This is a genomic window from Brevundimonas nasdae (genome assembly GCF_019395145.1).
GTDB lineage: Bacteria > Pseudomonadota > Alphaproteobacteria > Caulobacterales > Caulobacteraceae > Brevundimonas > Brevundimonas nasdae.
Genome location: NZ_CP080034.1, coordinates 140,260 through 164,717, shown reverse-complemented (window position 1 = coordinate 164,717; position 24,458 = coordinate 140,260). Strand labels below are relative to the sequence as shown.

Sequence of the window (24,458 nt, the reverse complement as noted above, 5' to 3'; positions counted from 1 at the left end):
GTTCCCCTACCGCGCCGCGCCGGGCGCGTCGCCGCCTGAGGGCAAGCCCCCTTCGGCGCTGTTCAGATCGGCCAGGGCTCTGGCGACCAGCGACGCCTTCGACCCGTTCGATCCCTTGACCATGACAATATCGCCGGGCGCCGCCAGCGCGGACGCTTCAGCCGCCAGCTCCGCCGCCGTCGGGCGCCACAGGCCGCGACGCGAGGCGGGCAGTGCATCGTATAGATGGCGCATTTCAGGCCCCGCGGCGTGAACCACATCCACCCCCGCCGCCTCGATGGGCGCAGCCAGGCCTTCATGCAGGGCGCGGCTCTGTTCGCCCAACTCCAGCATGTCGGTCAAAACGACGATGCGGCGCCCGCCGGGCGCGATCGCCCGCGCGCCCAGGCTCTTGAAGCCCGCCGTCATCGACAGCGGATTGGCGTTATAGCTTTCGTCGATCAGGGTGAAGCCGCCGCCCGGCAGGCTTACGATCCGCGTCTGTCCCCGCCCCGACAGCGGCTGGAACCCGGCCAGGGCCTGCAGTCCCGTCTCCAGCGGCACGTCCAGCGCATCCAGCATCGCCAGGACGCACAGGCTGTTCAGCCCCCAATGCACGCCGGACTGGGCCAGACGATATTCGATCCGCTGGCCGAACAGGTCCGCCGTCACAGCCGCCCCTTCCGCATCCGGGCGGAAGTCGATCAGGCGGGCGTCATGCGCCGCATCGCCGCCGAAAGTCACCAGTCGCGCGCCGACCGCCCGCGCCGCCTCGGCCAGCACGTCGGCATAGGCCACGTCGCCGTTGGCCACAGCCGTTCCGCCGGGAACCAGACCCTGGAAGATCGTCGCCTTTTCGCGCGCCACCCCCGCCTCGCCGTCGGCGAAGGCTTCGATATGGACCGGGCCAACCGTGGTGACGCAGGCGGCGTGGGGCGCGACGAACTTCGATAGCGGCGCGATCTCGCCCGGCGCGTTCATGCCGATCTCGAAGATGGCGCGCTCGGTCTCCACCGGCATCCGCGCCAGGGTCAGCGGCACGCCGATATGGTTGTTGTAGCTCTTGATCGAACCATGCGACGGCCCCGCCAGATCAAGGCCCGCCTTGATAGCCTGGGTCACGCTGGTCTTGCCGACGCTGCCGGTGACGGCGCCGCGCTTCACATGGGGCGCTCGGTTGCGCGCGGCGACGCCCAGCGCCTCGAGCCCGTGCAGGGTGTCGGCGACCACGACGTGCGGCCCGCCTTCGACCTGATGTTCGACCAGTGCGGCGGCGGCCCCGGCGGCGAAGGCGCTGGCGGCGAACTCATGTCCGTCGCGCGCGCCCTTCAGGGCCAGGAACAGGTCGCCGGAGACGATCTCGCGGCTGTTGTAGGTGACGCCCGTGATCGGGCGGTCGTCGCCATGCAGCACGCCGCCCGTGGCGGCGGCGACTTCGGCGGCCGTCCAGAGCGGGCGGGCGGAGGTATCAGGCATTAAGGGACAGGGCCTCGGACGCGACAGTGGCGTCGTCAAAGGGATGGGTCACCCCGCCGACGATCTGACCCTGTTCATGCCCTTTTCCGGCGATGACCACCACATCCCCGTCGCCCATCATTTCAATGGCGGTTTCGATGGCCGTGCGGCGATCGCCGATCTCCAGGGCGTCAGGATAGCCAGCCAGAACCTGAGCGCGGATTGAGGCGGGGTCTTCGGAACGGGGATTGTCGTCGGTGACGATGGCGACATCGGCCAGGCGGCCTGCAATCCCGCCCATCAGCGGACGCTTGCCCCGGTCGCGATCGCCGCCCGCGCCAAAGACGACGATCAGGCGGCCCGTCGCATGGGGACGCAGGGCGTTCAGCACCGTCTCCAGACCATCCGGCGTGTGGGCGTAGTCGACATAAACCTCGCCCTTGGCCCCCGCCGCGCGCGCGCCGATGCGCTGCAGACGGCCCTGCGCCCCGGTCAGGTTCTCCAGAGCGCCGACGACGGCGTCCGGCGCGTCACCCGCCGCGATGCACAGACCCGCCGCCACCAAGGCGTTCGAGGCCTGGAAGGCGCCCGCCAGCGGCAGAAGGATCTCGCGCACCGAACCGCGCACATCCAGCGTCAGGCGCTGTCCCTCGGGCGTCGCCTTGCGTCCGATCAGCGTCAGGTCGCGCCCGCGCTCACCCACGCCGAATACGCCCAGTCCCGCCATGATCGAGGCCGAGGCGAAGGCGGAATAGGCGTCGGAATCGGCGTTCAGCACTGCGGTGCGTCCGCGCGGCAGCAGGGCCTCGAACAGGCGCAGCTTGGCGGTGCGATAGTTCTCCATCGTACCGTGATAATCCAGGTGATCCTGGGTCAGGTTGGTGAAGCCCGCCGCCTTCAGCGCCACGCCGTCCAGACGCCGCTGGTCGATGCCGTGGGACGAGGCCTCCAGCGCCAGATGGGTGACCTCCTTGCGCGCCAATTCGGCCAGCAGACGCGCGGCCTCGGCGGCGTCGGGACTGGTCAGGCCGGGGCCAGTCAGGGCGTAGGTCTTGTCGCCCTTCTGACCGATGACGCCCAGGGTGCCCATGCTGGCGGACTTGTGGCCGATGTCGGCCCAGATTTCGCGACAGAAGGTGGCGACCGAGGTCTTGCCGTTGGTGCCGGTGATGGCGACGCAGGTCTTGGGCTGTGCGCCATAGAAGCTGCGCGCGGCGATGGCGTAGGCCCGGCGCACGTCCCCAGAGGTGACCAGAACCGGGGCCGCATTATCCGGCGTGTCGCTGGGCGCCAGCACCGCCGCCGCCCCCTGCGCCAGGGCTTGTGGAATGAAGGCGCGGCCGTCCGCCGCCGATCCGGGCAGGGCCACAAACAGGGCGCCGGGCGCGACCTTGCGGCTGTCGGCGGTGACGCCGGTGATCACCGGATCGGAGGCCACGTCGCGGCGCAGCAGGTCTGACAGGTGCAGCGCGCTCACAGCCCGTCCCCCGCGACATCCTGATAGGCCGGGACCTTTTCGCCCGTCGCCGTGCGCCAGCGGTCTTCGCGGCGTTCGACGCCCAGGAAGCCCGCGATCCGGTCGGCCGTGTTGCGCACCGCAGGCGCCGCCACATAGGCGCCCGTCTTGGGATAGGAGCCCGGCTCATCGACGACGATCAGGATGGCGTAGCGTTTGGCGTTCAGCGGCCCGTCGACAGGGAAGACCGCCGCGAACGAACCGACCGCGTGGTTGGCTTCATAGCGGCCATTGACCAGCTTGTTGGCCGAGCCGGTCTTGCCCCCGACCCGCAGGCCCGGCGCATCGGCGAAGCCGCCCGACCCCTTGACCACGTTGCGGCGCATCAGGTCCAGAATGGTGCGCGAGGTTTCCTCGGTGACGATCTGCGGCGTCTGGGCGCCCACCGCCCCGCCCTTGCGCAGGCTCAGCGGAACCATCCGCCCGCCGTTGGTCAGGGCGCCCATGGCCTGAATGACCTGGGCCGGGGTGACCATGATGCCATAACCGAACGACAGGGACGCCAGGGTGGAGTCATCCCAACGGCGCGGCACGACCGGCTTGGCCGATTCTCTCAGCTCCACCGATGAGGCGCGCAGCAGGCCCAGACGGTCGAAATAGTCGCGCATCCGGTTCGCCCCCATCTGCACCGCCAACTGCGAGGTGCCGATGTTGGACGAGTGCAGATAGACTTCCTCCAGCGACATCACACGGTTCTGGGCGTGGAAGTCCTTGATGCTGCGGTTGCCGATCCGCAGGGCCTGCGAGGCGTCGAACTGGGTGTTCATGTCCGCCAGGCCCAGGTCCAGACCCGCCGCCACGGTGAAGGTCTTGAACACCGACCCCATTTCATAGTGGCCCGAAACCGCCCGGTTCAGGGTCGCGCCGTCCGGCGCTGCATTACGGTTGGCCTGGCTGAAGTTCGGCCAGCTGGCCATGCCCAGGACTTCGCCGGTCTGGACGTCGGTGACGATGCCCACCGCGCCCTTGGCCTGGGCCTTGATGGCGGCGGCGGCCAGTTCGTTCTCCAGCACGCCCTGAACGCGCAGGTCGATGGACAGGGGGAAGCTTTCCCCCCGCTGGCCCGCCGCGCGGATTTCGTCGTTGAAGGCCAGTTCGGCGCCTGAGATGCCGCGGCCGCCCGTGTCGGCGTCCCCGACGATGTGCACCGCCGATGTGCCCAGCGGATAGGCGCGACGATCCTCGGCCTCGAAGGTCACGCCGCCCAGCGCCAGATTATGCACCGCCGCCTTGTCGGCCGGCGTCAGGCCGTTCATCACGATCAGACGGCGATCACCGGCCAGCACCCGACGCAGGCGTTCGGACGGGATGCGCGGCAGGGCGCGGCGGATCTGACGATAGGCCAGGTCGCGGTCCCAGATCTCGTTCGGATTGATGTAGAGGCCGTAGTGGATGACGTTGGTGGCCAGCAGCTCGCCATTGCGGTCCGTCAGGTCGCCGCGGCTCAGTGCGTTCGGATTGCCCGCCGACCAACGTCCGCCCGTATCGGCGAACAGGGCCTTGTAGGATGCGCCTGCCGCCAGACCGGCGAACACGACCGAGAAAACGATCATGATCAGGAAGATGCGGACGCGGGTGTCTTCTTCCGGGCGGGCGTCGGCGCGGGCGCGCTCGAACCCATGCTCCAGACGCCAGACCAGCTCCGACACCCAGCGCCAGAAGGGCGCAAGCCGTCCCTGGACATCCAGAGACGGCGCAGGCCGTTGAGGCGGATAGCCGCGGTGGTCCTGAACGCTCATTGCGCGCTCTCCGCAGCCGGGGTCGCAGAGGGTTCAGCCGGTTTGGCGGGCTCGGGCGCAAGCGCCGTCAAAGTGCCTTCGCCGCCCTGTTTGTGCACATCGACCGGCCCCAGGCCGGCCTGACGCGACAGGGCCTCAAGCCGCGCAGGCTGCTCCAGCCGGGCCGCCTCGGCGCGCAACAGACGCACACGCTGGTTGGTTTCGCGGATGTCGCGTTCCAGTTCCGCGATCTTGGCGCTTTCGCGCGCCGCCGCCGCCTTGGCCACATAGACCGACATGATCATGACGGCGACCAGCACCACGCCGATGATCTCGATCCAGCGGACGCCGCGCACCTTCCAGTCGAACAGACGCTGGAGCACGCTCTTGCGATAGGCGAAGGGACTGGCCGTCATGCCGCCCTCCCCTTGCCCGGCGCCCAGGCAGGGGCATCCGTGCGGATCGCCGCGCGCAGCTTGGCCGAACGGGCGCGCGGATTGATCGAACGCTCCTCATCACCCGCCTCGCGCGCGCCCTTGAACTGCAGGGTGAAGCTGGGCTTGCGCGGATCAACGGCCATCGGGGCATGACGCGAACCGGCGGGGGCGTTGCCTGTGCGTTCGGTCAGGAAGGCTTTGACGATGCGGTCTTCCAGCGAATGGAAGGTGACGACCGCCAGACGTCCGCCCGGCGCCAGCGTCGCCTCGGCGGCTTCCAGCCCGCGCTCCAGTTCGCCCAGTTCGTCATTCACCGCGATCCGCAGCGCCTGAAACACCCGCGTCGCCGGATGGATCGGCGCGCCGCGACGTCCGCCCAAAGCCTTCTCGACCACCTCAGCCAGATCCAGCGTGCGGGTGAAAGGCTGTTCGGCGCGGCGGCGCAGGATGGCAGTGGCCACCCGGCCCGACTGACGCTCTTCGCCATACAGTTTGAAGATGTGGGCCAGCGGCCCGTGATCCCAGGTGTTGACGATGTCGGCAGCCGTCGCGCCGTCATCGGACATGCGCATGTCCAGCGGCCCGTCGCGCATGAAGGAGAAGCCGCGCTCGGCCTGATCCAACTGCATCGACGAGACGCCGATGTCGAAGACGGCGCCGTCCAGCGTCGCCTTACCGCTGTCGGCGAAGGCGCCAGCCAGGCCCGAGAAGGGCGTGCGGATCAGCTGGAAACGATCAGGGAAGTCGCGCGCGACCGAATCGGCGTGCGGCTGGACCGTGGGGTCGCGGTCCAGGGCGATCACCGCAGCGCCGGTCGCCAGAATGGCGCGCGTATAGCCGCCTGCGCCAAAGGTGGCGTCGATGACCACATCACCGGGACCGGGCTTCAACGCCTCGATCACCTCGGTCAACAGGACAGGAGCGTGGGGAGCATCAGTCACGAACCGCCTCCCGCCAGCTTCATCTGCGCCGCCAGCTTCAGCGCGCCGATCTGGGCCATGCCCGCCTTGGCCAGGGCGCGCTGTTCGGCCCGTCGGGCCGTCCACTTCTCACGCGACCAAATCTGGAAACGATCGTTCAGGCCGACGATGACGACCGTGTCCTCCAGCCCCGCCTCGGCGCACAGGGCCTCCGGCAGGGTGATGCGGCCGCCTGCGTCATAGGACAGGCGCACCTGCTCGCCCATCACCTGCCACTCCAGCGCCGAACGTTCTTCAGATCCGAACGGCAGGGATTCGATCATCTCGGCATAGACGGCGAACAGGCGATCGCCGCCCGCTTCCAGGCAGTCCGCTTCGATGGAGGGGAAGATGAAGACGCCGCCAGCTGCGCCGTTTTCGGTCGTGCGGAAGTCGTTGGGGATCAGGAGACGACGCTTGCCGTCCAATTGTTTCTCGTAAGTCGAGAGAAACACGCCTGTCCAATCGAGCCTTTCGACCCGTCCCTAGATGCCTGACTTGCGCCCGCCGCGCAGCCTCACAGCCCCAATCATGAAAATTGGGATAGCATGGGATGAAATGGGCCTCAATGGGATTGAAGCTGACTCTTAACCATGTTCCCGGCTTGCGGCGCGGGAAACACACTCAAATACCGTGAACATAAAAAGAACATTCAAAGTATTCACAGCCTGTGCATGACTCTAATCTTGCTGATGCGACAAAAGGTTAACGAGCTGGGACCTGTGGAGCCACGCCCCTATCGGCAAACCGGGGGATAAGATCTGCCCCGTCCGAAGCCCGCGAAAGAACAACAAGATCATTGCTCTATGAACGCCGTGTCGATTGCTGCGGGTCCGATTGTAAAATACGGCAAAGCTTAACGCCGGGCGGTGAATCAGGCCGCGATCGGCCTCTGCCGCACACGGGGCGGCTGACCGCACGCCGCGCACGGCGCAGCCTGTCGAAAAAATATGCCAGACGGCCTGTAAGCCGGGTTTTGTTCCGCTCCGAAAAGCGGCGACGATCATTCCTCTGGACCGACCATTGCTGATCGGTTCTCGCGACCTACCCGGACATCTGAGGCGGTGAACCCCGCGAGCGAACCCGCGCGATGTCCCTATTTGGTCTTGCTCCAGGCGGGGCTTGCCATGCCGTCGACGTTGCCGCCTACGCGGTGGGCTCTTACCCCACCCTTTCACCCTTACCGGCCTCGCAAGGCCGGAGGTTTGCTTTCTGTGGCGCTATCCCTCGGGTCACCCCGGGCGGAAGTTATCCGCCGCCTTTTCACCGTGGAGCCCGGACTTTCCTCGACAGGGGCGAACCCTGCCGCGACCGCCCAGCCGTCTGGCGCGCGCTAGATGCGCGCAACCGGCGCGAAGGTCAATCCAGCACGCCCGTCACGCTCTCGGCGCTGGCCAGCTGCAGCAGGCCCACCAGACGGGCGCGAGTCTCGCCGTCGGCCACGCCGTCAACGCGGCTCTGGCGCCAGTGGCGCTGGAAGGCGCGAACGGCGCCTTCAGTTTCGGCGTCATAGTCGCCGCCCGGTTTGATGCCGTATCCCAGTCGATGCAGGCCTGCGCGCAGCACGACCACGCCGATGCCGTCATCGCCCTTTTGCAGCAGGCCGCCCAGGGCCTTGATCCGTTCAACCGCCGGTTCGAACCAGAGGCCGTGGCCCGCCTCGGCCAGGCGCTTCCACGGAAACAGTTCGCCGGGATCATCCTTGCGTTCCGGCGCCAGGTCGGAATGGCCGATGATGCGGCTGTCAGGCACGGTCCAGCGTTCGCGGATGTCGCCGATCAGGGCGATGACCGACGCAATCTGCGCCTCCGGGAAGGCGCGATAGCCGAACTCATGCCCCGGATTGACGATCTCGATGCCGATGGAGGCGGCGTTGCAGTCGTCCTGCCCCTGCCAGACGCCGCGACCGGCGTGCCAGGCGCGGCGTTCTTCCGGCACCAGGCCGAAGATGCGGCCGTCTTCCTCGATCAGATAGTGGGCCGACACCTGGGCCTCGGCGTCACGCAGACGCGCCAGCGCGGCCTCGCCCGACGGCATTCCGGTGTAGTGGAGCACCAGCATGTCGGGCGGGGCCCGACGTTCATCGAAGTTCGGCGACGGGGCCGCGATGATCTGAACCATCGGAAACCAGCCCTAGCGGCCGTCGCGCTCCCAGCCATAAGCGACCCACGTCTCGCCGACCTTGTGGGCCTCGATCACGTCAGCATCGCTTGAACGGCGGCGCTGCGTCATGTTGCGGCGCGCCTTCATGGCCAGACCCGCCAGGAAGACCAGCACCCCCGCGAACAGGGCGATCACCGCCACGGTCACCGCTGTAAAGATGGCCAGGATCGCGCCGACGGCGACCGCCGCAGCGCCTGCGACAAGGCCGAACACCCACATCACCGAGGCGACGAAACCATTGGGTCGGCGTCGTGCGGCGAAGCCGACTGTGGCGAAACGTTCAGGCTGGAACATGGATAATCCTTTCAGGCGCTCCGAAGAACGCCGAAGAGCCAATGTCGGTCCAACATGGTTTCCCGTCAATGGAAACCGGCGGAACAGGGACGCGCGTGTCGTCGCACGTCCCCGTGACCAGATCGGGGCGGGATCGCGCGATCAGAACTGCGGCTGGTCGGCCAGAACCACCGCGCCCTGGCTGCGCATCCGGTCGCCCTCGATGCGGCGCATGACGGCCTGGGCCTGCGGGTCCGACATGACGCCGCCCAGCATGACCAGCGCCTTGGCGCCTTCCGTCTGGACGCCGAACATTTCCGACAGGGCCTCAAACGTCGATTTCGACTTGGGGAAGTGTTTGAAGCGCACAGATTCGTCCGCCGGGATCTTGGCCAGTTCTTTGGCCTTGGCCACGGCTTCGGTCAGACCGCCTAATTGATCGACCAGCCCCAGCGGCAGGGCCTGGGCGCCGGTCCAGACGCGGCCCTTGGCGATTTCACGCACCCGCTCGGGCGGCAGTTTGCGGCCCGTGGCGACGCGCTGGATGAAGTCGTCGTAGATGCGGTCCATCGAGGTCGAGAAGGCGGCCCGTTGCTGCGGCGTGAAGGTCTGGGTCGGAGAGAAGGCGTCGGCATATTCGCCGCCGACCGACAACTGGCGCATGTCCACGCCGAACCGGCCCAGAGCGTCCGCCAGAACGAACTTGCCGCCGAACACGCCGATGGAGCCGGTCAGGGTCGTGGGCTGGGCCACGATCCAGTCAGCCTCGGAACTGATCCAGTAACCGCCCGAGGCCGCATAGGCGCCCATGGACACGACCACCGGCTTGCCTGCCGCCCGCGCCGCACGCACCGCCGCCAGAATCTGTTCCGACGCATCCGGCGACCCGCCGGGCGAAGAGACGCGGAAGACGATGGCCTTCACATCCTTGTCCTCGATGGCGTCGTAGATGGCCTTGGCCGTGTCGTCCGACCGGATCGAGGATCCGCCGCCGAAGCCGCCGCCCGAACCGCCGCGCCCGGTCACGATCGCGCCTTCGCCCCCGACGATGGCGATGGCGTTCTTGCCTGAACCCAGACGGTCGCCCTTGTCAGAGGCGTATTTGTTGAAGGGGATGATCTCCGCCCCCTTGCCCGCGCGTTGCTTGATTGCGGCCTCGGCCTCTTCGGCCTGGCCGATCTTGTCGATCAGCTTGTTCTCCAGCGCCTGCTTGGCCGTATAGGGACCACCCTCGATGACCGCCTTCAAAGCTTCAGGCGTAGTCTTGCGGTCCTGCGCCGCTCCGGCCAAGGCCGAGCCGTACATGGCGTCCATCCAGGCCGTCATCGCCTCACGATGCGGACCGGTGTAGTCGCTCTGGGTGTATTCGTTGACGGCGTTCTTGTACTCGTAGCGCTGCTCGAAATCGGCCTTAACGCCGTATTTAGCGAAGGCGCGTCCCAAGAACACGCTGTCGGCCGAGAAGCCCGTCGCCTGGAAGCCCGAGGTGTTCTGCATCCACAGCTCATCCGCCGAGGTTCCGACCATATAGGTGGACATCACCGCGCCCGCCGGCGCGAAGCCCTGGCTGTGGGCGATGACCGGCTTGCCCGACTTGCGGAAGCGGTGGATCGCCTGACGCAGCTCATCCGCCGTCGCCGGGGTCATGCCCGCTTCCGGCAGGCGGATCAGCAGCCCCTTGACGCTGCGGTCCTCGCCCGCCTGGGCCAGAACATCGACCACCTGGGTCGCCGACAGGCCAGAGCCGCTGAAGGCCGCGAAGGGATTGGTCGAGGGCTGGTCTGACACGCCTGCGCGCAGGTCCAACTCCAGCACCGCCGCAGCGGGCGTCGTGGGCTTGGACGAGCTTGCCACAGCCATCGTCAACAGAACCACCGGCACCACGACCAGGAAGAGGATCAGCCCGGTGAAGACGCCGAGAACCGTCAGGAAGAACTGTTTCATGAAGAAAGGCAGGCCCGCGCAGGTCAGAAGCGACCGAGCGTCCAACATAGTGGGACGGGGGCTGCGGTCAAATGAACGTCAGGCAATCTGCGTGCAGGATTCGCAACCACGGCGCCGTTCTCGCTGCATCGCAACGAGACGATTGATGACCGCCCCTGAAATCCTTATATCAGCCGCCTGCGAGCGGGGGCCTATCGCCCCGCGTGTATTCGGAGACCGCACCCATGCTGGTCACCCTGATGAAGTCCAAGCTGCACCGCGCCACGGTGACCCAGGCCGATCTGGACTATGAGGGCTCCATCGCCATCGACATGGACCTGCTGGATGCTGCGGGCATCTATGCGAACGAGCAGGTCGATGTGCTGAACATCACCAACGGCGCACGCTTCACCACCTACGCCATCCAGGCCCCGCGCGGGTCCAAGGTCATCGGCGTCAACGGGGCCGCCGCCCGTCTGGTGCAGAAGAACGACAAGGTGATCGTGGTCACCTACGGCCAGCTGCCCGACGCCGAAGCCCGCCAGTGGACGCCCAACGTCGTCCTGCTGGACGACGACAACAACATCAAACGCTCGGCCTGATCATTCAGCGCCCTGCCAGAATCAAAAAGGCCCGCCGGTGACGGCGGGCCTTTCTTCTTGGGCGATCTGACGATCAGCGGACGATGTCGTACACGCCGTTGATGTCGATCCGAACGGTCAGTTCGCCAGCCGAGACGGGGGTGGAGTCCGCCATGGCCGCACGAGCGAACATGGGGGCCGGCATCGGCATAGGCGGCTGGGGCGAATAACCGCCGCCTTCGTTCAGCGAGCGGATGCCGCCCAGTTGCACGCCCAGGGCCTGGGCATACAGTTGCGCCTTGGACTGCAGGGCGCGGACGGCCAGTTGGCGGGCCTGGTTTTCAGCCGCCGAAGCATCCTTCAGACCAAAGCTGATGCCGTCGACCTGATTGACGCCTGCGGCGACCACGGCGTCGGCCGTCGTGCCGACCTTGTTCAGGTCATTGATGGTCACCGTCACGCGGTTGATGGCCTGATAGCCGCGCAGCTTGGGCGGTTCGTTCTGCACATAGTCGTACTGGGCCTGGACGTTCAGGCCAGAGGTCTGGATGTCGCGCTCGGCGATGCCTGCACGACGCAGGGCGGCCATGACCTGCGTCATCTGGGTCGCGTTGTCGCGCAGGGCGGCGGCGGCGGTCGTCGCCTCGGTCTGAACGCCGAAGCTGATGGTGGCCATGTCCGGCTTGATCTTCACTTCGCCATAGGCCGACAGATTCAGGGCGGGTGCGGCTTGCACGGTCTGGACTCCGGTTTGGACAGTCTGCGCCAGGGTCGGCGAAGCGGCGGCGGTCAGGGCGACAGCAGCGGCCATTGCGCCACCCATAGCCAGGGCCTTGAACGTGCGGGTCATGTGATCATTCTCTCCGTGGGGGCGATCGCGGTTGACGAGGTCGTCATCCGTTATGGCGACAACCTTCGCCTTTCCAGCCTGAATGTACGCCAACGCCCGATTGGCAGATTTCGTTCATCTTCATGACATCGCGGAAAGACATCTGTTGGGCACACACTGTCTTGGCAAGCCGCACCCGCCCCTGCTAGGCGAGGTGTCCCGCGACGCAAATCGCCCGGGGGCCTGTAGCTCAATGGTTAGAGCCGACCGCTCATAACGGTCTGGTTGGGGGTTCGAGTCCCTCCGGGCCTACCACCCCCTATGTTTTCGGCAATAAAAACAAAGAGGTTAGGAGGTTTGACACTCAGGGTTTGACACGGGGTGTTCTCTTTTCGGCCTTTTCCAGCTTGGCGATGGCCATGTCGGCCAGCTTCGCCTGGTCGGCCGAGCGGGTGTAGGTTTCGACCTCATCCAGGCTGGTGTGGCCCAGAACAGCGGCGATTTCCTTGGTTGTTGCGCCTGCCTCGGCCAGCCGACGGCCTGCCGCCTTTCGCAGGCCGTGAGGGGTTCGGCCCTGCACGCCTGCGAGCGCCGCTCGCTCCACGAACCAGCTGGTGAAGCCGGCGGGGGAGAAGGGTTTGCCGTACTGGGTCAGGATGAAGGTCATCCCGGCGCCGTGACGGGCGATCTCGGCTTTCAGGCGTGGATGGACCGGAATCCAGATCGGGACATCGGTCTTGTCCTGGGTCACGGCGATCCGGCCGTTCTTGACGTGCTGCTGGCCCATGCCGACGACGTCGGACCGACGAACGCCGGTGTAAAGCAGCAGATAGAGCGCCAGCCGTTCCCGCGTCCCCTCCCCCCACTTGGCCTCGAACGTGGCGATCTCGGCCTCGGACCACGGAATGAACCCCTTGGACTTCCGCTTTCTGGCCTTGGTCTCGCGCACGGGGTTATCCTTGCGCCAGCCCAGTTCGACGGCGACGGCGAAAGCCTTCATCAGCCGCTTGCGCAGATTGCGCTGGGCGCCGGGTCTATCGGCCATCTGGTGAAAGATGCCGTTGAGGTGCTGCGGCTCGATCGAGACGGCGGACCGCCCGCCCCAGGCCCCGGCCCGGAAACGGTCAAGGATCTGGCGATAGGTTTTCTGGGTCTGGGGCTCCAGATCAAGGAAGTCGGCCGAGCGATAGTATTCGACCATCAGATGATTGATCGAACGCGGCTGGACCTTCGTCGCGGGATCGGTCTTTGGCGCTCGGCCATGGGCCTGGGCATAGGCGGCCATGAACTCGACCGAGCCTGGATCACCGGGCAAGCCGACGGTCGCGTACCCCTTGCGCCGGTAATAGTGGCGGATTCGTCCATGGCGATCCTTGAACCGCTGGACATAGGCCAGTTCGATGGTCGCCATGCCGTTCATTGGGGCAGAACGTCATCCCACTCGTTCCGCCCGGTCGCCCTTGCTGCGGCGACCTCCATCCGGTCGCCCAACACCAAGCGAAAGCCGCCTTCTTTCGGGAAGTCAACGGCGGCGACCTGATGGCCGCACTTCTCCATCACGCCCATGGCGCGTTTGATGTCCGCTGCGGTGAAGGCGACACGGCTTGTCATCCCGGCATGCCGTCGTGCTGAACGCCATCCAGAAGGCGGCCGGCGGCCTTCTTGCCCACACGACGCATGACGTGGAACCGCTCGCCATGGAAGCCGATTCCGCCCTCCAGATTGAGCCAGCGATAGCGACCTCTTTCCATCCGGCCGTAGTCCGCGCGCCAGTCGTCATCGTCGATGTCGCGATCAAGATGGACAGCCCATTCACCCCACTGTTTGAAGAAGAGGGGCACGTCGGCGGCGTGGCATTCGTTGCGGAGCTGACGCGCCCAGTCGGGGTGCATGGGCCGAGCGCCTGGTCCGCTCTCGCCGCCCACGATGACCCAGTCGAGACCGGGTCGGCAGCGGGCGTCGTGATGGTGGTGCGGGGTTCGGGGGCAACCTGGCGCGCCCCTGCCGACGTGCGTTCCTCCACAGCCGCGTTGCCCTCCCATCCACTGGATGCCGCCCAGGTCGCTGACCAGGCTGATCCGCCCCAGCATCGGCTCGATCGAGACGAACCGGGTCTGGGCGGGGGTGTCCAGCAGGATCGGAATGCGTTCATCCGCGCGGCGCTGGTCTTCGGCGGACACGCCCAGCCAGACGTTGCGGAGCGGCAGGCGCGGGGTCGGCGGATCGTAAGAGAACTTTTCGGCCATGCCAAAGGCCCGATAAACGTCGTTCCGCGTGATCGGCAGCGCCCCCTGCCCGAAGGCCGTGGCCAGCCGCTCCAGGCTGACGTGTGAGGCATAGTCCCGCATCCGGTCAGGCCGCTTGGTCAGGACCTGATAGGTATGCTGGGGCGTCAGGGCCATGACGGCGAAGACGGCGTCGATCCAGTCGTCTTCAACCCCATCCGCGAACAGGTCGGACATGGAGTTGACGAACCAGGTGGTCGGCGTCCTGCGCCTCATCGGCGCCGTGATGGCGTCATGACTCGCGAGGCGGATCTCGCCCGTCCAGACTGGCTTGTCGTTCACGACGTGGGTCAGGCCTGCGTAGTTCGGCGTCATCGGGTTCTGGCCGAGACGATGCGCCATCCGCATGGCGTAGCAGTTGGTGCAGCCCGGCGAGACGATGGCGCAACCAATGATCGGGTTCCAGGACCGCTCGGTCCATTCGATCTTGCTCATGACGCCGCCCCTCGACGTGGACCGGCGGCCCAGGCCTTCATATGGGCGAGGAAACACCCACGTTCTTCCGCCTTGGGGCATCCCTCCCACCAATGGCCGCACGATCCCGGTCCGGCCTTGGGGTCGCGGGCGCAGGCGCGCTTGGCCTTGGGCGGTGACCAGGCCCTGACCATGCGGTCATAGGCGCCGCGCGTTGTCGTTCGATCCTGCTGGGTCATGGCGCGACTGCCGCCGTTATGGCAACGTCAGGTCTATGGAGCCCACATCCCTTTTCAACCCCGTCCGCACAGCCTGGGGCGGCATCATGAAGGCCGTACGCAAATGGCTGGACAGTGATGTCCGGCCGCGCTGCCCGACCTGCGGCAAGGGCCGGGTGGGCCTTACCGAGACCCGCGACATGCGCGGATACACCGCTCATTACGGCAAATGCGACAACTGCAAGCAGCTGTATATGATGAGCCTGACCGCGACTGGACCCCGTCTGCATCAGATGGTGAACGAAATCCCGGAGGATCGGCCTCGCGTTCCGGCTCCCACGCGGCGGCGAACCGGCCCGCATGACTGGATGGGTCGATAGGCCGATCATGACGCCACCTTGAAGGTGTCGCCCCAGCTGATGCACAGGCCGGCGAAGCTGTGATGCGCGGTCGGATGCGTCTGTTTCCAGAACGCGATCAGGTCGGCCCAGTCGTCGAAGCCGTCCAGAACGGCGAAGGCGTCGAGATCGGCCACAGCCGTGATCAGGCGCGCCGGCTGCGCGACCGAAGCGAGCATGATCGACCCGACGGCGAGGTGCATCTGGATCGGAACGACCGACTGGCAGACCGCCTCGCCGATCAGGCGCGGATGGAAGCGGTCGCCCGTTGTCAGCGTCATGCGCTCGCCCGGCCGCGTGTGGCGCTTCCTGCCGACGGCGCGGATCGTCTGTTGCTTCGTGCGCGCCTGGATGCGGGGTTCGAACCGGCCTTTGAACGAATAGGCGACCATCAATCGAACTCCGATTTGATCTTCTTGCCGCTGCGACCCCAGACGATCGTGTCGCCGCTGTGCATCAGCACGACGGCGATGCGGTCAGGCTTGACGCCGAACACTTTGGGGAACTCGTCATCCTTGATCGAGGTGACGGTGCAGCAGCTGATGGATTTTCTAATGCCAAAGCACTGGTTGGCGTGTTCGTAGAAGACCCGTTCGACGGTCTCTGCCGTAAAGTCTCCCCAGAGCCGGGCGATGCCGAAGCCGTAGTTGATAGTCGCGACCTTGGGCATCAGCAGCGCCCCGTCGCGGGCACGCCCGGCACGAAGCCCGGCAGCAGGGCCGCGACCGCGAGATCGATGCGGCCTTTCGCGGCGGCGCAGTCTTCGCAGCCGTTTTGCGCGCCCTCGGCCCGGTTCTCGGACAGCTGTTTGAGCGGGATGTAGGCGACGAACTCGATCTCGCCGAGGGTCATATCCTCGGCCGCCCATGCTACGCCGACGCCCAGGCCTTCCTGGGCGTTCAGAACCGCCGTCAGGGACGGGAGCGCGGCCGTGCGGGTCAGCCGCTTGGCGGCGTCGCGGGTCTGGTTTTCCAGGCGCATGTGATCGGTCGCGCGCATCAGTTGGCGACCATGCTCGGTCCGTCGCGGACGTCGTCGAACGGGATGCGGCCCAGCGCGGGCGCATCGGCGGCGGCGAGCGACTGAACGATGGCCAGCACCGCATCGCGGGTCTCGCCGCCCTCGATCCGGCGGAAGGCGGTCAGCAACGCCATGGCGCCGGGGGTGGCCAGCGCCAGGTCGTCGGCGGCGTTTTCCAGTTCGCCCAGCAGGTCGGCGCCGGTCGTCTTCAGCACGGCCGCGATCTGGAGCAGGCGGGCGGCCGAGACGCGGTTGACGCCGCGTTCGTACTTCTGGACCTGCTGGAAGGTGACGGCGCAGCCGGCGGCCAGCTGGGCCTGGGTGATGCGCAGGGTCTCGCGCCGGGTGCGGATGCGCGCGCCGATGGCGATGTCGGTCGGGTCGATGTCGGCGGACAGGGCGTGGGTCATGCGGTAGCCTTTGGGTTGGTGGTGGTCAGAGAAGGCGATCCCGGCCGATCAGCCAGAAAACCAGCCGATGCAGACGGAGAAGGGTCATCAGGCGGCGGCCCGCCGCCGCGCGAGGCGCAGCGCCCATTCCAGCAGTTCACGGCCTGCGCCCTTGAGGTAGGCGAAGCCGATCATGCGGTCCTGGCGGCCGTCGATGTCGGTCGTCCAGACCTTGACGGCGCGGACATGATCCGGCGCGCCGAGCGGTTGGAGGTCCTGGACCTCTTCCAGGAACAGGCCCTGCCCCTGGCGCTGGCGCTCGATCGAGGCGGCGAGCGCGGCGAGGTCGGGGAAGACGCGGGGCTTGGCGACCGTGTCGATGCGGGGCAACAGGGCGTAGTCGGCAGACATCAGGTTGGCCTTCAGAGGGGTGACGGGGATGCGGTCGTCGGGGACGCCAGCGGCCGCGAGGGCGGGGGCGGCTTCGAACCAGGGGCGGTTCATGCGTCGATCCTGCGATGCGGACGAAGGCCGGAACGGTCCGGCGGGAAGAGGATCGAGGACGTCACGGCGAAAATGGCGCGTTCATCGTCGGAGAGGTTTTCGCCCTGGTCCGGCGTGACGATTCTATGGATCGCGGTGATCGCCTTCTGCTGAGCCTCTTCCCGGTGTCGGGCATTCCATCGCGCGATCGCTTCTTCGGGCGTTCGGCTGGTTGGCCCTTCAGCCTCGCAGGATAAGCAGCGCGCCCAGAACCGGACGCCGCCTCGGCGACTGACGCCGATCTTGTGCGCGGCGCAAAAGGGACAGGGGTTCGCGCCCCTCACGACACGCCCGCCACTTCGACGACGCGGGTGCCCAGAAGGCGTTCGATGCGGATGGTCGGGGCGATCTGGCGGAGGCGGTCGAACAGGTCGGCGGCCGACGCTTGGTCGGGGCAATCCTGTTCGACGGGGCCGGAATGCAGGACGGCGCGGACGCGGTGTTCCATGGCGATGATCCTCAGCGTGTGTGGACGGGATGGCCGTCCTCGGGGGTCTGAATCGTGCGGCCGTCTTCCGGCGTGCGGGGGCGTGGCGGAGCGGTCGGGCTGATGCGCGGCGCGGCAGGCGGCTGGATCGCCTTGTCATCCGTCCCGGCGTCATCCTTGGCCCACCGGCGCCGCAGGCGTTCACCCAGGGCGTTGGTGATCAGACTGTCCAACGCCGTGTCGGCAAGGGCGCGAAGATCGGCGGGCGGCGTGGCGGACAATAGTTCGATGGCGCGGGCGCGATTGGGCAGGCGCCGTATGGCCCCGCGCTCTTCCAGCGCGGTAAGCAGGACGTGGGCCTGGCTCTTTGAGGACAGGTCCATCTCGTCGCAGATGTCCTGAAGCGAGGGTGCGCGACCGTGGGAGGCAATGGTGGCGCGGATGAAGGCCAGGCATTCAGCCTGGCGCGTGGTTAGCGACATGGCCATCACAGGACCTCCTTGGGGTCGATGGCGCAGAAGCGGTTGAGAGCGGCGGCCATCACCAGGGCGCGGGCCTTGGCCACGTCGTCGGTCAGCTGGTTGTCGACGTCCGTGACCAGGGTGGTGGCGCCGTCGCCGTCCAGGACCACGCCAGGGTCGCCGTCCGAGGCCATGAACGGGCCGCACAGGCCCGCGCGCGCCAGGATGTTGCGCACCGAGGTCGAGCCGGGGTCGTCGAGATCGACCAGGGCGCGCGCGTCGTTCAGCAGCTGGGCGGCGACGGCGTCTTCGACGTCCACTTGGGGCGCATCATCCGTTGCGGCGGCCGGGGTCGGCTGTGCGGCCGGTTCCGGCTGGGCGGGCGGGTTCAGCCAGGCCGTGGTGTAGCCCTGAACGAAGGCGGCATCGCCGAAGGCCGCATTCGCCTGGGCAAGAGCCTTGATAAGCGAGCGTCGGGCCGTGTCAGCATCGGCGCTGTGGATGTCGGGGCCATAGGCGTCTTGCAGCCAGCGATGGCCCGCAGGGGTTGCCCGGACATAGGGACGGCCATGGTGCTTGAAATCGATCAGCCGAAGCGTCTGGAGCGTCGAGGCGACCAGATCGAGCCAGTACTTGCCGGTTGGGGCATAGGCGACGCCCTCGCCTTCGTCGCCGACCACCAGACGGTCCGGGGCATGCCGCGCCGCATGCAGGATCTCCAGCAGCGTCAGGCGCTGAACGGCGTTCAGTTCGATGGTGGGTTCATGCGCGGGCGCGTGGCCGGCGACCTGGTCATCGGGCGTGCGATTGTCGTCCTGTCGCAGTTCACCGGCCGAAGGCGGAAAGACGTCCTCGGCTTGCGGACCGGGCCGCGCTGGGGTCGGCAGGCCGCCGTTGCGCATGGCGCTGCGCAGCTGCTCCCAGGTGATGGCCCCGGCTTCATGCGCCTCGACCAGTTCGGCTGGCGCGGTTTTCACAACCTTGATCTTTTCCTGGACGTCGCGGACGCCCTCTTCGTCGCCTTGATCCAGCTTGGGCGCGCGTCCGGTGCGGCGGGCCAGTTCGCGGCCCGACCATCCAGTCTCGGCCGCCAAGGCGGCCAAGGCCTGAGCGTCTTCCCACGGGGGAAGGTTCTCGCGCGCACCATTTTCGACCACGGCGATAAACAGGCTTTCGGCCGGGGTGGCGTCGCGTTCGACGCAGGGCACGCCATTGACCAGGCCGGGCGGCAGAGCCTCGCCGCGCGCGGCGAACCGCGCCTCGACGATCAGGGCGGCGCGCTTGCGCCTGTGCCCGGCCCAGACGACCCGCCGACCGTTTGCACGGACCGGCGAGACCGACAGGGGTTCGATGATCTGGCCGTCCGCTTCGACCGTGTCGGCCAACGTCCCCAGCGAGTTTGGGTCATAGGTCTTGCGCGGGTTCAGCGGATTGTCGTCCAGCAGGCTGGGCGACCAGAAGATCAGCCCGCCGCCGTCCGAAACGCCGGCGGCGCGGTCCAGCGCCGACAGGGCGTCCCAACCGGCATCCGTCAGGGCGGCGGCCGACCATTCGCCATAGTCCGGGCCGGGCGCCTGGATCAGTTTCGCCGCCTCCAGCTGCGACAGGTCGCGGCCGATGTTCTTGGGCGCCCTGTCCGTCGCCTTGGCGATCTCGGTCTGGCTGGCGAAAGGCGAGCCCATCGGGCGGGCCGCCAGGGCGCGCAGCAGGTCCTCGCCATTCAGTGCGGCGTTGCTGAGGCCATGCGCGAGGGTCAGGGGGGCGCTCATGCGGCGGTCCTTTGAAAGCCGCCTGCATCCAGGCTGGCGAGGGCGAGGTTGACGGCGGCGGCGTCGAGGCCGGCGAAGCGCGCGAGGCGGCGGCCATTGGGGGCCAGGGCGATCCAGCAGCGGCGAGCGTCCGGCTCTTCCAGGGCGGTCAGAAGGCCCGGCTTGATCGCCAGGGTCTCGACCATGACGGCGACGGCCTGTGTCTCGGTGTAACCGGCCATGGTCTGACGCAGCGGGAAGTCCGCCGGGACGGGCGTCAGCTGACGGTAGGCGATCTCGAACAGGGTGTCCGGCAGGCTTTTTGGTGCGCTATCGCGGACGACGCGGTCGCCCGCTGCTTGAGCGGTGACCGGAATCGGACGAGCGGCGCTCGCATGGGCGGTCGAGCCCGTCATCCGCGGCCGCTCCGCAGATAGGCGCGACTGGCGGCATAGGCCGCGTCACGAAGGCGCTGGGCGATGTCAGCGAAGCCCAGGACCGAAGGATCGCACATCAGGCAGTCGGCCGCGAGGCAAGCCTCGGACGGGGTTAGCCGATGCGCCTGGGCCGCGACAGAGACACCCACATAATGGGCGCCGTCCAGCCCCTTGGCCGCCACGATGATCGGCGCGGCTGGTCCGGCTTCCATCGCCAGGATGACGCTGGCGACAGCGTCGGGACTGGCGGCGGCGTGCTTGCCGCGCCGCGCGCCATGGTCTTTGCTGCCAGCAAAGGAGAGAACCATGTCGGAAGCCGAACGGATGCTGGAGCGGATCGAGGCGCTGGAAGCGGCAGTCGAGGGCGCGGGATATGCAATCACGTTGGTCATCGGGCGTCTCTCCGACGATCAGCGGCGCGCGCTGAGCGAAGACCTGACGCCCTTGCAGCGGCGTCTGAGGGCCGAGCGGCCCAGAATCGGAGAGATTTGGTCAGACCCCGAAATGCGCGCCTTAGGCCGGGCTGTGGACCTGGTTCAGGAAGCGCTCGAAGGGACAGGCCTTCCCGAAGCGTAGAGCCGTTCCGCGACCGTCCGGCGTGAAGCACGCCGTGGTCCGTCAGCAAGCGCGCGAACAGCCGGAGGGTCGTGGCGTTGCGCACCCGACTGCGGCGAGTCATCCAAGCGCAGTAATCGTCGTAAAGGGCCTGGGTTTCGACGACGGCGTCCGCATCGAAATCGACCCGCTCAACCAACCAGATTTCAAACGGCGACCAGTGTCGGCGACGGCGGAACGGAAGGATAGAGGCCCCCACATAATGGGCGCCGTCCAAGCCCTTGGCCGCCATGATAATCGGCGCGGCCGGGGCGGCCTCCATGGCCAGGATGATGCTTGCAATCGCATCGGCGTCGTCCGTGGGGGCGGGACGACGGAAGGGAAGGATGGAGGCCCCTCTCGCTGAGGGGAGCGAGTCGCGGTAAGTCGATCCAAACGAGTTGTGCATGTCGCGCTCCAACATCGCGTATGCCGCGATATGATCGCGACACTGTCGCGTTCATCGCGACACGTCAAGAGGGTTTAGGTGTGTCACGTCTCGCGCTGGGGGGGGGTGTTGCATGCACGACCGGGTAATATTGGTGGTTGCGCTGGGGCTTGGGATTTCTGCATGCGACAGGATTCCGGGAACCCCGACGAACGCCGCGCGGGACGCGGTCACGGCGTCGCTGTTCGACCCCTACTCGGCAAAGCTTCGGTATCTGGCGACGACGCCAAAGGCGGTGTGTGGCGTGGTGAACGCCAAGAATCGAATGGGCGCGTATGTCGGCGAGACGGCTTTCATCGCGCCTCGGGATGGAGGGCGTGTGGCGCTATTCCATGACGCGCCATCGATCAATGACTACGCGACGTGGAGCCGAAATAGTGAAGGCGAGGCCGGTCGGAGCGCCTACCAAAGACTTGAGGACGGATGCGCCTTCCCGGAGCGCTGGCAGTTTGACTGCCAGATGCATTGGCTAGGACCGGAGGGCGATCATAAAGTCTGTGACGCTTGGCGCCGCAGGGATTACGATGCGCTGATCAATCTCCGAGAAGAAACCTACCGGCGGTAAAGCACCGCATGGATCGCCTTCACCTTGGAGGCGTCGATCCTAACCTCTTTGTCGGGATTATATTGGTGAAGGAAGACAGTGCCGTCGCGCTGTCCTTTGTACTGTTTGACGATCGCTGAGCCGTCGCGAAACTCCACGACGCAGTCGCGGTCCCTCTGGGGCGGCATGTTCAGCCCCACGATCACGGTCTCACCCGAGAATAGCCGGGGCTCCATGCTGTCCCCCACTACCCGGATTCCAATCGCCGACCCTCGCACGAGGCCGGCCGGCACTTCGATTCGGTCGATCACCTGCCCGTCAGCCAGCGACACGAGATCGTCCCCGCCAGCCTGCACATACCCGTAAACATCCAGGGTGTCGTAAGCAGGACCCGCTGGAGCGTCCTCGGCGAAGAACTCCTTGATCCGCTCGACCTCGACCGCCTGCAACCGGCGCTGTCCGGTCATGAGGCGGGACATGGAATCCTTGCTGGCGCCGATATGACGGCCCAGAGCGGCCTGGCTTCGGCCGGTGGCACGCAGACGTGAGCGGATCTCTTCGGGCTTCATGCGCGAAGGTGTCGCGTAAAATGCGACGCTCGGGGATTGTCTTTCTACGCGAATCACTCGCGACATGTATCGCGATAATCGCGACACTGGCAAGAACCTTAGCCATGACCTCTCATAATACCCAAACACCAGCTGCTCGTCTGATCGAGCGCTTCTCGATCCAGACCCTTGCCCGATGGACACGTCGAGATCGGTCGCGGGTTCATGCTTGGACGTGGCCAAAGTCGCGTGGTGGAACTGGTGGAGTGGTGCCGCATCCCGTGCGACCGGCGATCATCCAAGGCGCGAAAGACGACCTGAACGTCGATTTGGCCTATGCGGATTTCGAGCCGATCAATGGCGAAGCGTACCTCGACGCCGCTCCGGCGCGCGAGGATGCGCAATGAGCGCGCCCTTCGCAGCGTCGCGCGAGAGCGCCGACATCGAGACCTTGTACGCCCGCGAAAACGCGGCTTTCACCCTGCGGTTCACGGCCGAGGGACGGACGCTTGACCTGACCTTCGGCCATGCGGTCGTGGGACGATTGTTCCAGCGCTGGATGGGCCACGCACCACGCGAAGGCATTCGCGTCATCCCCTTTATCTCACCGGACGATGGAGCCGGCCTTAAAGCGGCGGACGCGCAGTTCCAGTTCGGTCATTGCGCGCCGGGCTATGTCCACGTCCGCCTCGCCTCGGACGGCGGGGACTTCGAAGCTCGCCTCGAAGGTCTCGTGGGCATGGACGTGGTGTATCCTGACGCGGCGTGTGAACGCGACGCGAACGGGCGGACGACCCTCAGGAAAGACCTCCACCCTGGCTTCGCCGGCCTGCGGGATTCTGAGTGTGAATACGCCGTCTATGTCGCGAGCGGCCATCAAGTTTCTCCTGTGTGCGTGGAACCTGCAGGAGAAGGCGAGTCGGCGGGGCGGGAAACCGCGCCGCCGATGAAGCCCATGCCCCCCGCCTACGGGGGGTTCGACACCCGGTTCGTGACGTGGATGGACGGCCCGCTGGCGGCGCTTGCCGATCCGGCCCTGACCCGCCTTGTGGCGAACTTCGGCAACCTGCGGGCCGTAATCGAGGGAGAGCGCGGATGACCGCCCCCTTCGATGCATCGCGCGGGGCGCGCCTGCTCGACCTTCATTCGCTGGGTTGGGTCAGGTGGGACGGCCGGTCGTGGGTGCGTGGTGGAGCATTCCCTCCGCCAGCTTCGACAACGCCGTCACCTGCTGCCAAGTCAGGTCCAGGGCGATGACCCCGTCTTCCGTCTCGACCGTCAGGACCGGCGGCTGGCCATCGCGATCGGGTTTGTCCGCAAACTGGATTGCTTCGACAGGCCGTCGCAGCGCCGCCCCCTTGGCGATCATGCCGCGCATGGCGACCTGCGCCAGCCCTTCGAGCGCGGTGACGTTCGCATCCCAGGTGAACTTTTCGCCCAGCCGTTCGAAGCCGAAGCGCACGCCCGTGTCCGTCAACTCGGCCGCTACAGCCTTCAATGCCTTCGCCATCTCACCCTCCATTACGGGAGCCTCGTAACATGGCAGACGCAAACAGGGCGACCGCCCCCTTCGCTTCTCCGCGTGGACCGCGTCGTCACCGTGCGCTGACGCCCGACCAGGTCGGGGGCTGGTTGCGTTTCCTGCGTCATGCCGAAAAGGCCGCGCGTGACCCCGAAGGGCATGGCGCGTCATTCGCGCGCGCCGCGCACAAGGCGGGCAAACAGCCCCTGCCCGCCAGCCAGACCGACAACGGCGCGGATCTGATCACCTTGATCCGCCTGGGCAAGGCGTTTGCCGCACAGTCGCCGGATCAGCGGCGCGACGCCGCGCGGGACATCCCGCGTCTGGTCGTGGCCTGTCGTCCCCTGTTCCAGACCATGCCCGTCTCGGACGTGCGATCGGTCGAGCCGCGCAAGGACATCTTCGGATGAGGCCGCGCGACGAACAGATGCGGTCCGCCACAGCCGCCTTCTGCGCACGGCGCATTCCGCGCGGCGTCCCCATCACGCGTCAGGACGCCACCATGGCGCAGGCGCGGGCCGACGCCTTCCGCGCCTTCGCCGATGTGGAGTTCGGTGAGGCCGAAGCCTTGCTGCGCGTGGAGCGCGCGGCGTGATCGGCGTCTTGGTCATCCTTTTTGCGGTCATCCC

Annotated in this window: 35 protein-coding genes, 1 tRNA gene and 1 other RNA gene; 9 read left to right on the top strand and 28 right to left on the bottom strand. The window is 66.9% G+C overall.

Annotated features, from left to right (window positions below):
• Positions 1-6: 6 nt before the first annotated feature.
• The 10 genes from KWG56_RS00900 to sppA all read right to left on the bottom strand — a co-directional run bounded on the left by KWG56_RS00900 (position 7) and on the right by sppA (position 10,444).
• Entirely contained in the window at positions 7-1,455 is a 1,449-nt protein-coding gene (locus KWG56_RS00900) for a UDP-N-acetylmuramoyl-tripeptide--D-alanyl-D-alanine ligase (protein WP_219353363.1), read from the bottom strand.
• Positions 1,448-2,911, bottom strand: coding sequence for a UDP-N-acetylmuramoyl-L-alanyl-D-glutamate--2,6-diaminopimelate ligase (locus tag KWG56_RS00895; RefSeq protein WP_219353362.1), 1,464 nt, complete (start codon positions 2,909-2,911; stop codon positions 1,448-1,450). The genes KWG56_RS00900 and KWG56_RS00895 overlap by 8 nt, the downstream gene beginning before the upstream one ends.
• Complete coding sequence (locus KWG56_RS00890; RefSeq protein ID WP_219353361.1) at positions 2,908-4,689, bottom strand: peptidoglycan D,D-transpeptidase FtsI family protein; 1,782 nt, start codon at positions 4,687-4,689, stop codon at positions 2,908-2,910. Before KWG56_RS00890 ends, KWG56_RS00895 begins: the two co-directional genes overlap by 4 nt.
• On the bottom strand, positions 4,686-5,084 hold the full coding sequence (gene ftsL, locus KWG56_RS00885) for a cell division protein FtsL (RefSeq protein WP_201100666.1): 399 nt from the start codon (positions 5,082-5,084) through the stop codon (positions 4,686-4,688). Before ftsL ends, KWG56_RS00890 begins: the two co-directional genes overlap by 4 nt.
• Positions 5,081-6,046 (bottom strand): 16S rRNA (cytosine(1402)-N(4))-methyltransferase RsmH, encoded by a 966-nt coding sequence (gene rsmH / locus KWG56_RS00880; RefSeq protein WP_219353360.1) that lies wholly within the window; start codon positions 6,044-6,046, stop codon positions 5,081-5,083. Before rsmH ends, ftsL begins: the two co-directional genes overlap by 4 nt.
• Positions 6,043-6,519, bottom strand: a complete 477-nt coding sequence (locus KWG56_RS00875; protein WP_201100664.1) for a division/cell wall cluster transcriptional repressor MraZ — start codon at positions 6,517-6,519, stop codon at positions 6,043-6,045. The genes rsmH and KWG56_RS00875 overlap by 4 nt, the downstream gene beginning before the upstream one ends.
• A gap of 494 nt (positions 6,520-7,013) precedes the next feature.
• Positions 7,014-7,391: RNase P RNA component class A (gene rnpB / locus KWG56_RS00870), an RNA gene on the bottom strand.
• Positions 7,392-7,423: 32 nt separating this feature from the next.
• A complete protein-coding gene (locus KWG56_RS00865) occupies positions 7,424-8,185 on the bottom strand; it encodes a peptidoglycan recognition protein family protein (RefSeq protein ID WP_219353359.1) in 762 nt (253 codons plus the stop codon).
• A 12-nt stretch (positions 8,186-8,197) separates the two neighbouring features.
• Positions 8,198-8,521, bottom strand: a complete 324-nt coding sequence (locus tag KWG56_RS00860) for a hypothetical protein (RefSeq protein ID WP_219353358.1) — start codon at positions 8,519-8,521, stop codon at positions 8,198-8,200.
• 141 nt (positions 8,522-8,662) lie between these two features.
• Entirely contained in the window at positions 8,663-10,444 is a 1,782-nt protein-coding gene (gene sppA / locus KWG56_RS00855) for a signal peptide peptidase SppA (RefSeq protein WP_219353357.1), read from the bottom strand.
• A gap of 224 nt (positions 10,445-10,668) precedes the next feature.
• Here sppA and panD point away from each other — a divergent pair, with 224 nt between their 5' ends.
• Positions 10,669-11,025 (top strand): aspartate 1-decarboxylase, encoded by a 357-nt coding sequence (panD, locus tag KWG56_RS00850; RefSeq protein ID WP_219353356.1) that lies wholly within the window; start codon positions 10,669-10,671, stop codon positions 11,023-11,025.
• 73 nt (positions 11,026-11,098) lie between these two features.
• On the opposite strand, the gene KWG56_RS00845 is transcribed toward panD, so the two are convergent.
• The gene (locus KWG56_RS00845) at positions 11,099-11,854 is read right to left on the bottom strand and encodes an SIMPL domain-containing protein (protein ID WP_201100660.1); all 756 of its coding nucleotides are present in this window, start codon (positions 11,852-11,854) and stop codon (positions 11,099-11,101) included.
• Positions 11,855-12,072: 218 nt separating this feature from the next.
• Here KWG56_RS00845 and KWG56_RS00840 point away from each other — a divergent pair.
• Positions 12,073-12,148 (top strand) — tRNA-Ile (locus KWG56_RS00840).
• A gap of 49 nt (positions 12,149-12,197) precedes the next feature.
• Here KWG56_RS00840 and KWG56_RS00835 read toward each other — a convergent pair.
• Genes KWG56_RS00835 through KWG56_RS00820 form a run of 4 tightly spaced genes read right to left on the bottom strand, consistent with a single transcriptional unit; the run spans position 12,198 to position 14,771 of the window.
• Entirely contained in the window at positions 12,198-13,244 is a 1,047-nt protein-coding gene (locus KWG56_RS00835; protein WP_219373671.1) for a tyrosine-type recombinase/integrase, read from the bottom strand.
• Positions 13,245-13,249: 5 nt separating this feature from the next.
• Complete coding sequence (locus KWG56_RS00830) at positions 13,250-13,444, bottom strand: hypothetical protein (RefSeq protein ID WP_219353354.1); 195 nt, start codon at positions 13,442-13,444, stop codon at positions 13,250-13,252.
• Positions 13,441-14,553 carry a phage Gp37/Gp68 family protein gene (locus KWG56_RS00825; protein WP_219353353.1) on the bottom strand — a complete coding sequence of 371 codons (1,113 nt, stop codon included), beginning with the start codon at positions 14,551-14,553 and terminating at the stop codon, positions 13,441-13,443. The genes KWG56_RS00830 and KWG56_RS00825 overlap by 4 nt, the downstream gene beginning before the upstream one ends.
• On the bottom strand, positions 14,550-14,771 hold the full coding sequence (locus tag KWG56_RS00820; RefSeq protein WP_219353352.1) for a hypothetical protein: 222 nt from the start codon (positions 14,769-14,771) through the stop codon (positions 14,550-14,552). Before KWG56_RS00820 ends, KWG56_RS00825 begins: the two co-directional genes overlap by 4 nt.
• Before the next feature lie 86 nt (positions 14,772-14,857).
• On the opposite strand from KWG56_RS00820, the gene KWG56_RS00815 reads away from it, so the two are divergent.
• The gene (locus KWG56_RS00815; RefSeq protein ID WP_219353351.1) at positions 14,858-15,130 is read left to right on the top strand and encodes a hypothetical protein; all 273 of its coding nucleotides are present in this window, start codon (positions 14,858-14,860) and stop codon (positions 15,128-15,130) included.
• A 5-nt stretch (positions 15,131-15,135) separates the two neighbouring features.
• On the opposite strand, the gene KWG56_RS00810 is transcribed toward KWG56_RS00815, so the two are convergent.
• The 11 genes from KWG56_RS00810 to KWG56_RS00760 form a co-directional block, all read right to left on the bottom strand.
• Positions 15,136-15,540, bottom strand: a complete 405-nt coding sequence (locus tag KWG56_RS00810) for an ASCH domain-containing protein (RefSeq protein WP_219353350.1) — start codon at positions 15,538-15,540, stop codon at positions 15,136-15,138.
• Positions 15,540-15,818, bottom strand: a complete 279-nt coding sequence (locus KWG56_RS00805) for a hypothetical protein (protein ID WP_219353349.1) — start codon at positions 15,816-15,818, stop codon at positions 15,540-15,542. The genes KWG56_RS00810 and KWG56_RS00805 overlap by 1 nt, the downstream gene beginning before the upstream one ends.
• A complete protein-coding gene (locus KWG56_RS00800) occupies positions 15,818-16,147 on the bottom strand; it encodes a hypothetical protein (protein WP_219353348.1) in 330 nt (109 codons plus the stop codon). The genes KWG56_RS00805 and KWG56_RS00800 overlap by 1 nt, the downstream gene beginning before the upstream one ends.
• A complete protein-coding gene (locus KWG56_RS00795; protein ID WP_244999587.1) occupies positions 16,147-16,578 on the bottom strand; it encodes a helix-turn-helix domain-containing protein in 432 nt (143 codons plus the stop codon). The genes KWG56_RS00800 and KWG56_RS00795 overlap by 1 nt, the downstream gene beginning before the upstream one ends.
• An 87-nt stretch (positions 16,579-16,665) precedes the next feature.
• Positions 16,666-17,061: a hypothetical protein gene (locus KWG56_RS00790; RefSeq protein WP_219353347.1), complete on the bottom strand. Its 396-nt coding sequence runs from the start codon at positions 17,059-17,061 to the stop codon at positions 16,666-16,668.
• A complete protein-coding gene (locus KWG56_RS00785; RefSeq protein ID WP_219353346.1) occupies positions 17,058-17,384 on the bottom strand; it encodes a Lar family restriction alleviation protein in 327 nt (108 codons plus the stop codon). The genes KWG56_RS00790 and KWG56_RS00785 overlap by 4 nt, the downstream gene beginning before the upstream one ends.
• Entirely contained in the window at positions 17,381-17,548 is a 168-nt protein-coding gene (locus KWG56_RS00780; protein ID WP_219353345.1) for a hypothetical protein, read from the bottom strand. The genes KWG56_RS00785 and KWG56_RS00780 overlap by 4 nt, the downstream gene beginning before the upstream one ends.
• 11 nt (positions 17,549-17,559) lie before the next feature.
• Positions 17,560-18,015 (bottom strand): LexA family protein, encoded by a 456-nt coding sequence (locus KWG56_RS00775; protein WP_219353344.1) that lies wholly within the window; start codon positions 18,013-18,015, stop codon positions 17,560-17,562.
• On the bottom strand, positions 18,015-19,757 hold the full coding sequence (locus KWG56_RS00770) for a ParB/RepB/Spo0J family partition protein (RefSeq protein WP_219353343.1): 1,743 nt from the start codon (positions 19,755-19,757) through the stop codon (positions 18,015-18,017). The genes KWG56_RS00775 and KWG56_RS00770 overlap by 1 nt, the downstream gene beginning before the upstream one ends.
• Positions 19,754-20,152 (bottom strand): hypothetical protein, encoded by a 399-nt coding sequence (locus tag KWG56_RS00765; protein WP_219353342.1) that lies wholly within the window; start codon positions 20,150-20,152, stop codon positions 19,754-19,756. The genes KWG56_RS00770 and KWG56_RS00765 overlap by 4 nt, the downstream gene beginning before the upstream one ends.
• Positions 20,149-20,481 carry a hypothetical protein gene (locus KWG56_RS00760; protein ID WP_219353341.1) on the bottom strand — a complete coding sequence of 111 codons (333 nt, stop codon included), beginning with the start codon at positions 20,479-20,481 and terminating at the stop codon, positions 20,149-20,151. The genes KWG56_RS00765 and KWG56_RS00760 overlap by 4 nt, the downstream gene beginning before the upstream one ends.
• Here KWG56_RS00760 and KWG56_RS00755 point away from each other — a divergent pair.
• Positions 20,480-20,749, top strand: coding sequence for a hypothetical protein (locus tag KWG56_RS00755; RefSeq protein WP_219353340.1), 270 nt, complete (start codon positions 20,480-20,482; stop codon positions 20,747-20,749). The genes KWG56_RS00760 and KWG56_RS00755 overlap by 2 nt on opposite strands.
• 539 nt (positions 20,750-21,288) lie before the next feature.
• A complete protein-coding gene (locus KWG56_RS00750; RefSeq protein WP_219353339.1) occupies positions 21,289-21,780 on the top strand; it encodes a hypothetical protein in 492 nt (163 codons plus the stop codon).
• Here KWG56_RS00750 and KWG56_RS00745 read toward each other — a convergent pair.
• Positions 21,768-22,328 carry a S24 family peptidase gene (locus KWG56_RS00745; protein ID WP_219353338.1) on the bottom strand — a complete coding sequence of 187 codons (561 nt, stop codon included), beginning with the start codon at positions 22,326-22,328 and terminating at the stop codon, positions 21,768-21,770. The genes KWG56_RS00750 and KWG56_RS00745 overlap by 13 nt on opposite strands.
• A 104-nt stretch (positions 22,329-22,432) precedes the next feature.
• Here KWG56_RS00745 and KWG56_RS00740 point away from each other — a divergent pair, with 104 nt between their 5' ends.
• Together KWG56_RS00740 and KWG56_RS00735 are read left to right on the top strand one after the other, a co-directional pair.
• Positions 22,433-22,714 carry a hypothetical protein gene (locus KWG56_RS00740; protein WP_219373670.1) on the top strand — a complete coding sequence of 94 codons (282 nt, stop codon included), beginning with the start codon at positions 22,433-22,435 and terminating at the stop codon, positions 22,712-22,714.
• Entirely contained in the window at positions 22,711-23,406 is a 696-nt protein-coding gene (locus KWG56_RS00735) for a hypothetical protein (RefSeq protein WP_219353336.1), read from the top strand. Before KWG56_RS00740 ends, KWG56_RS00735 begins: the two co-directional genes overlap by 4 nt.
• 60 nt (positions 23,407-23,466) lie before the next feature.
• Here KWG56_RS00735 and KWG56_RS00730 read toward each other — a convergent pair whose 3' ends face one another.
• Complete coding sequence (locus tag KWG56_RS00730) at positions 23,467-23,817, bottom strand: hypothetical protein (RefSeq protein ID WP_219353335.1); 351 nt, start codon at positions 23,815-23,817, stop codon at positions 23,467-23,469.
• Positions 23,818-23,846: 29 nt separating this feature from the next.
• On the opposite strand from KWG56_RS00730, the gene KWG56_RS00725 reads away from it, so the two are divergent.
• A complete protein-coding gene (locus tag KWG56_RS00725) occupies positions 23,847-24,239 on the top strand; it encodes a hypothetical protein (RefSeq protein ID WP_219353334.1) in 393 nt (130 codons plus the stop codon).
• The gene (locus KWG56_RS00720; RefSeq protein ID WP_219353333.1) at positions 24,236-24,424 is read left to right on the top strand and encodes a hypothetical protein; all 189 of its coding nucleotides are present in this window, start codon (positions 24,236-24,238) and stop codon (positions 24,422-24,424) included. Before KWG56_RS00725 ends, KWG56_RS00720 begins: the two co-directional genes overlap by 4 nt.
• Positions 24,425-24,458 lie beyond the last annotated feature (34 nt).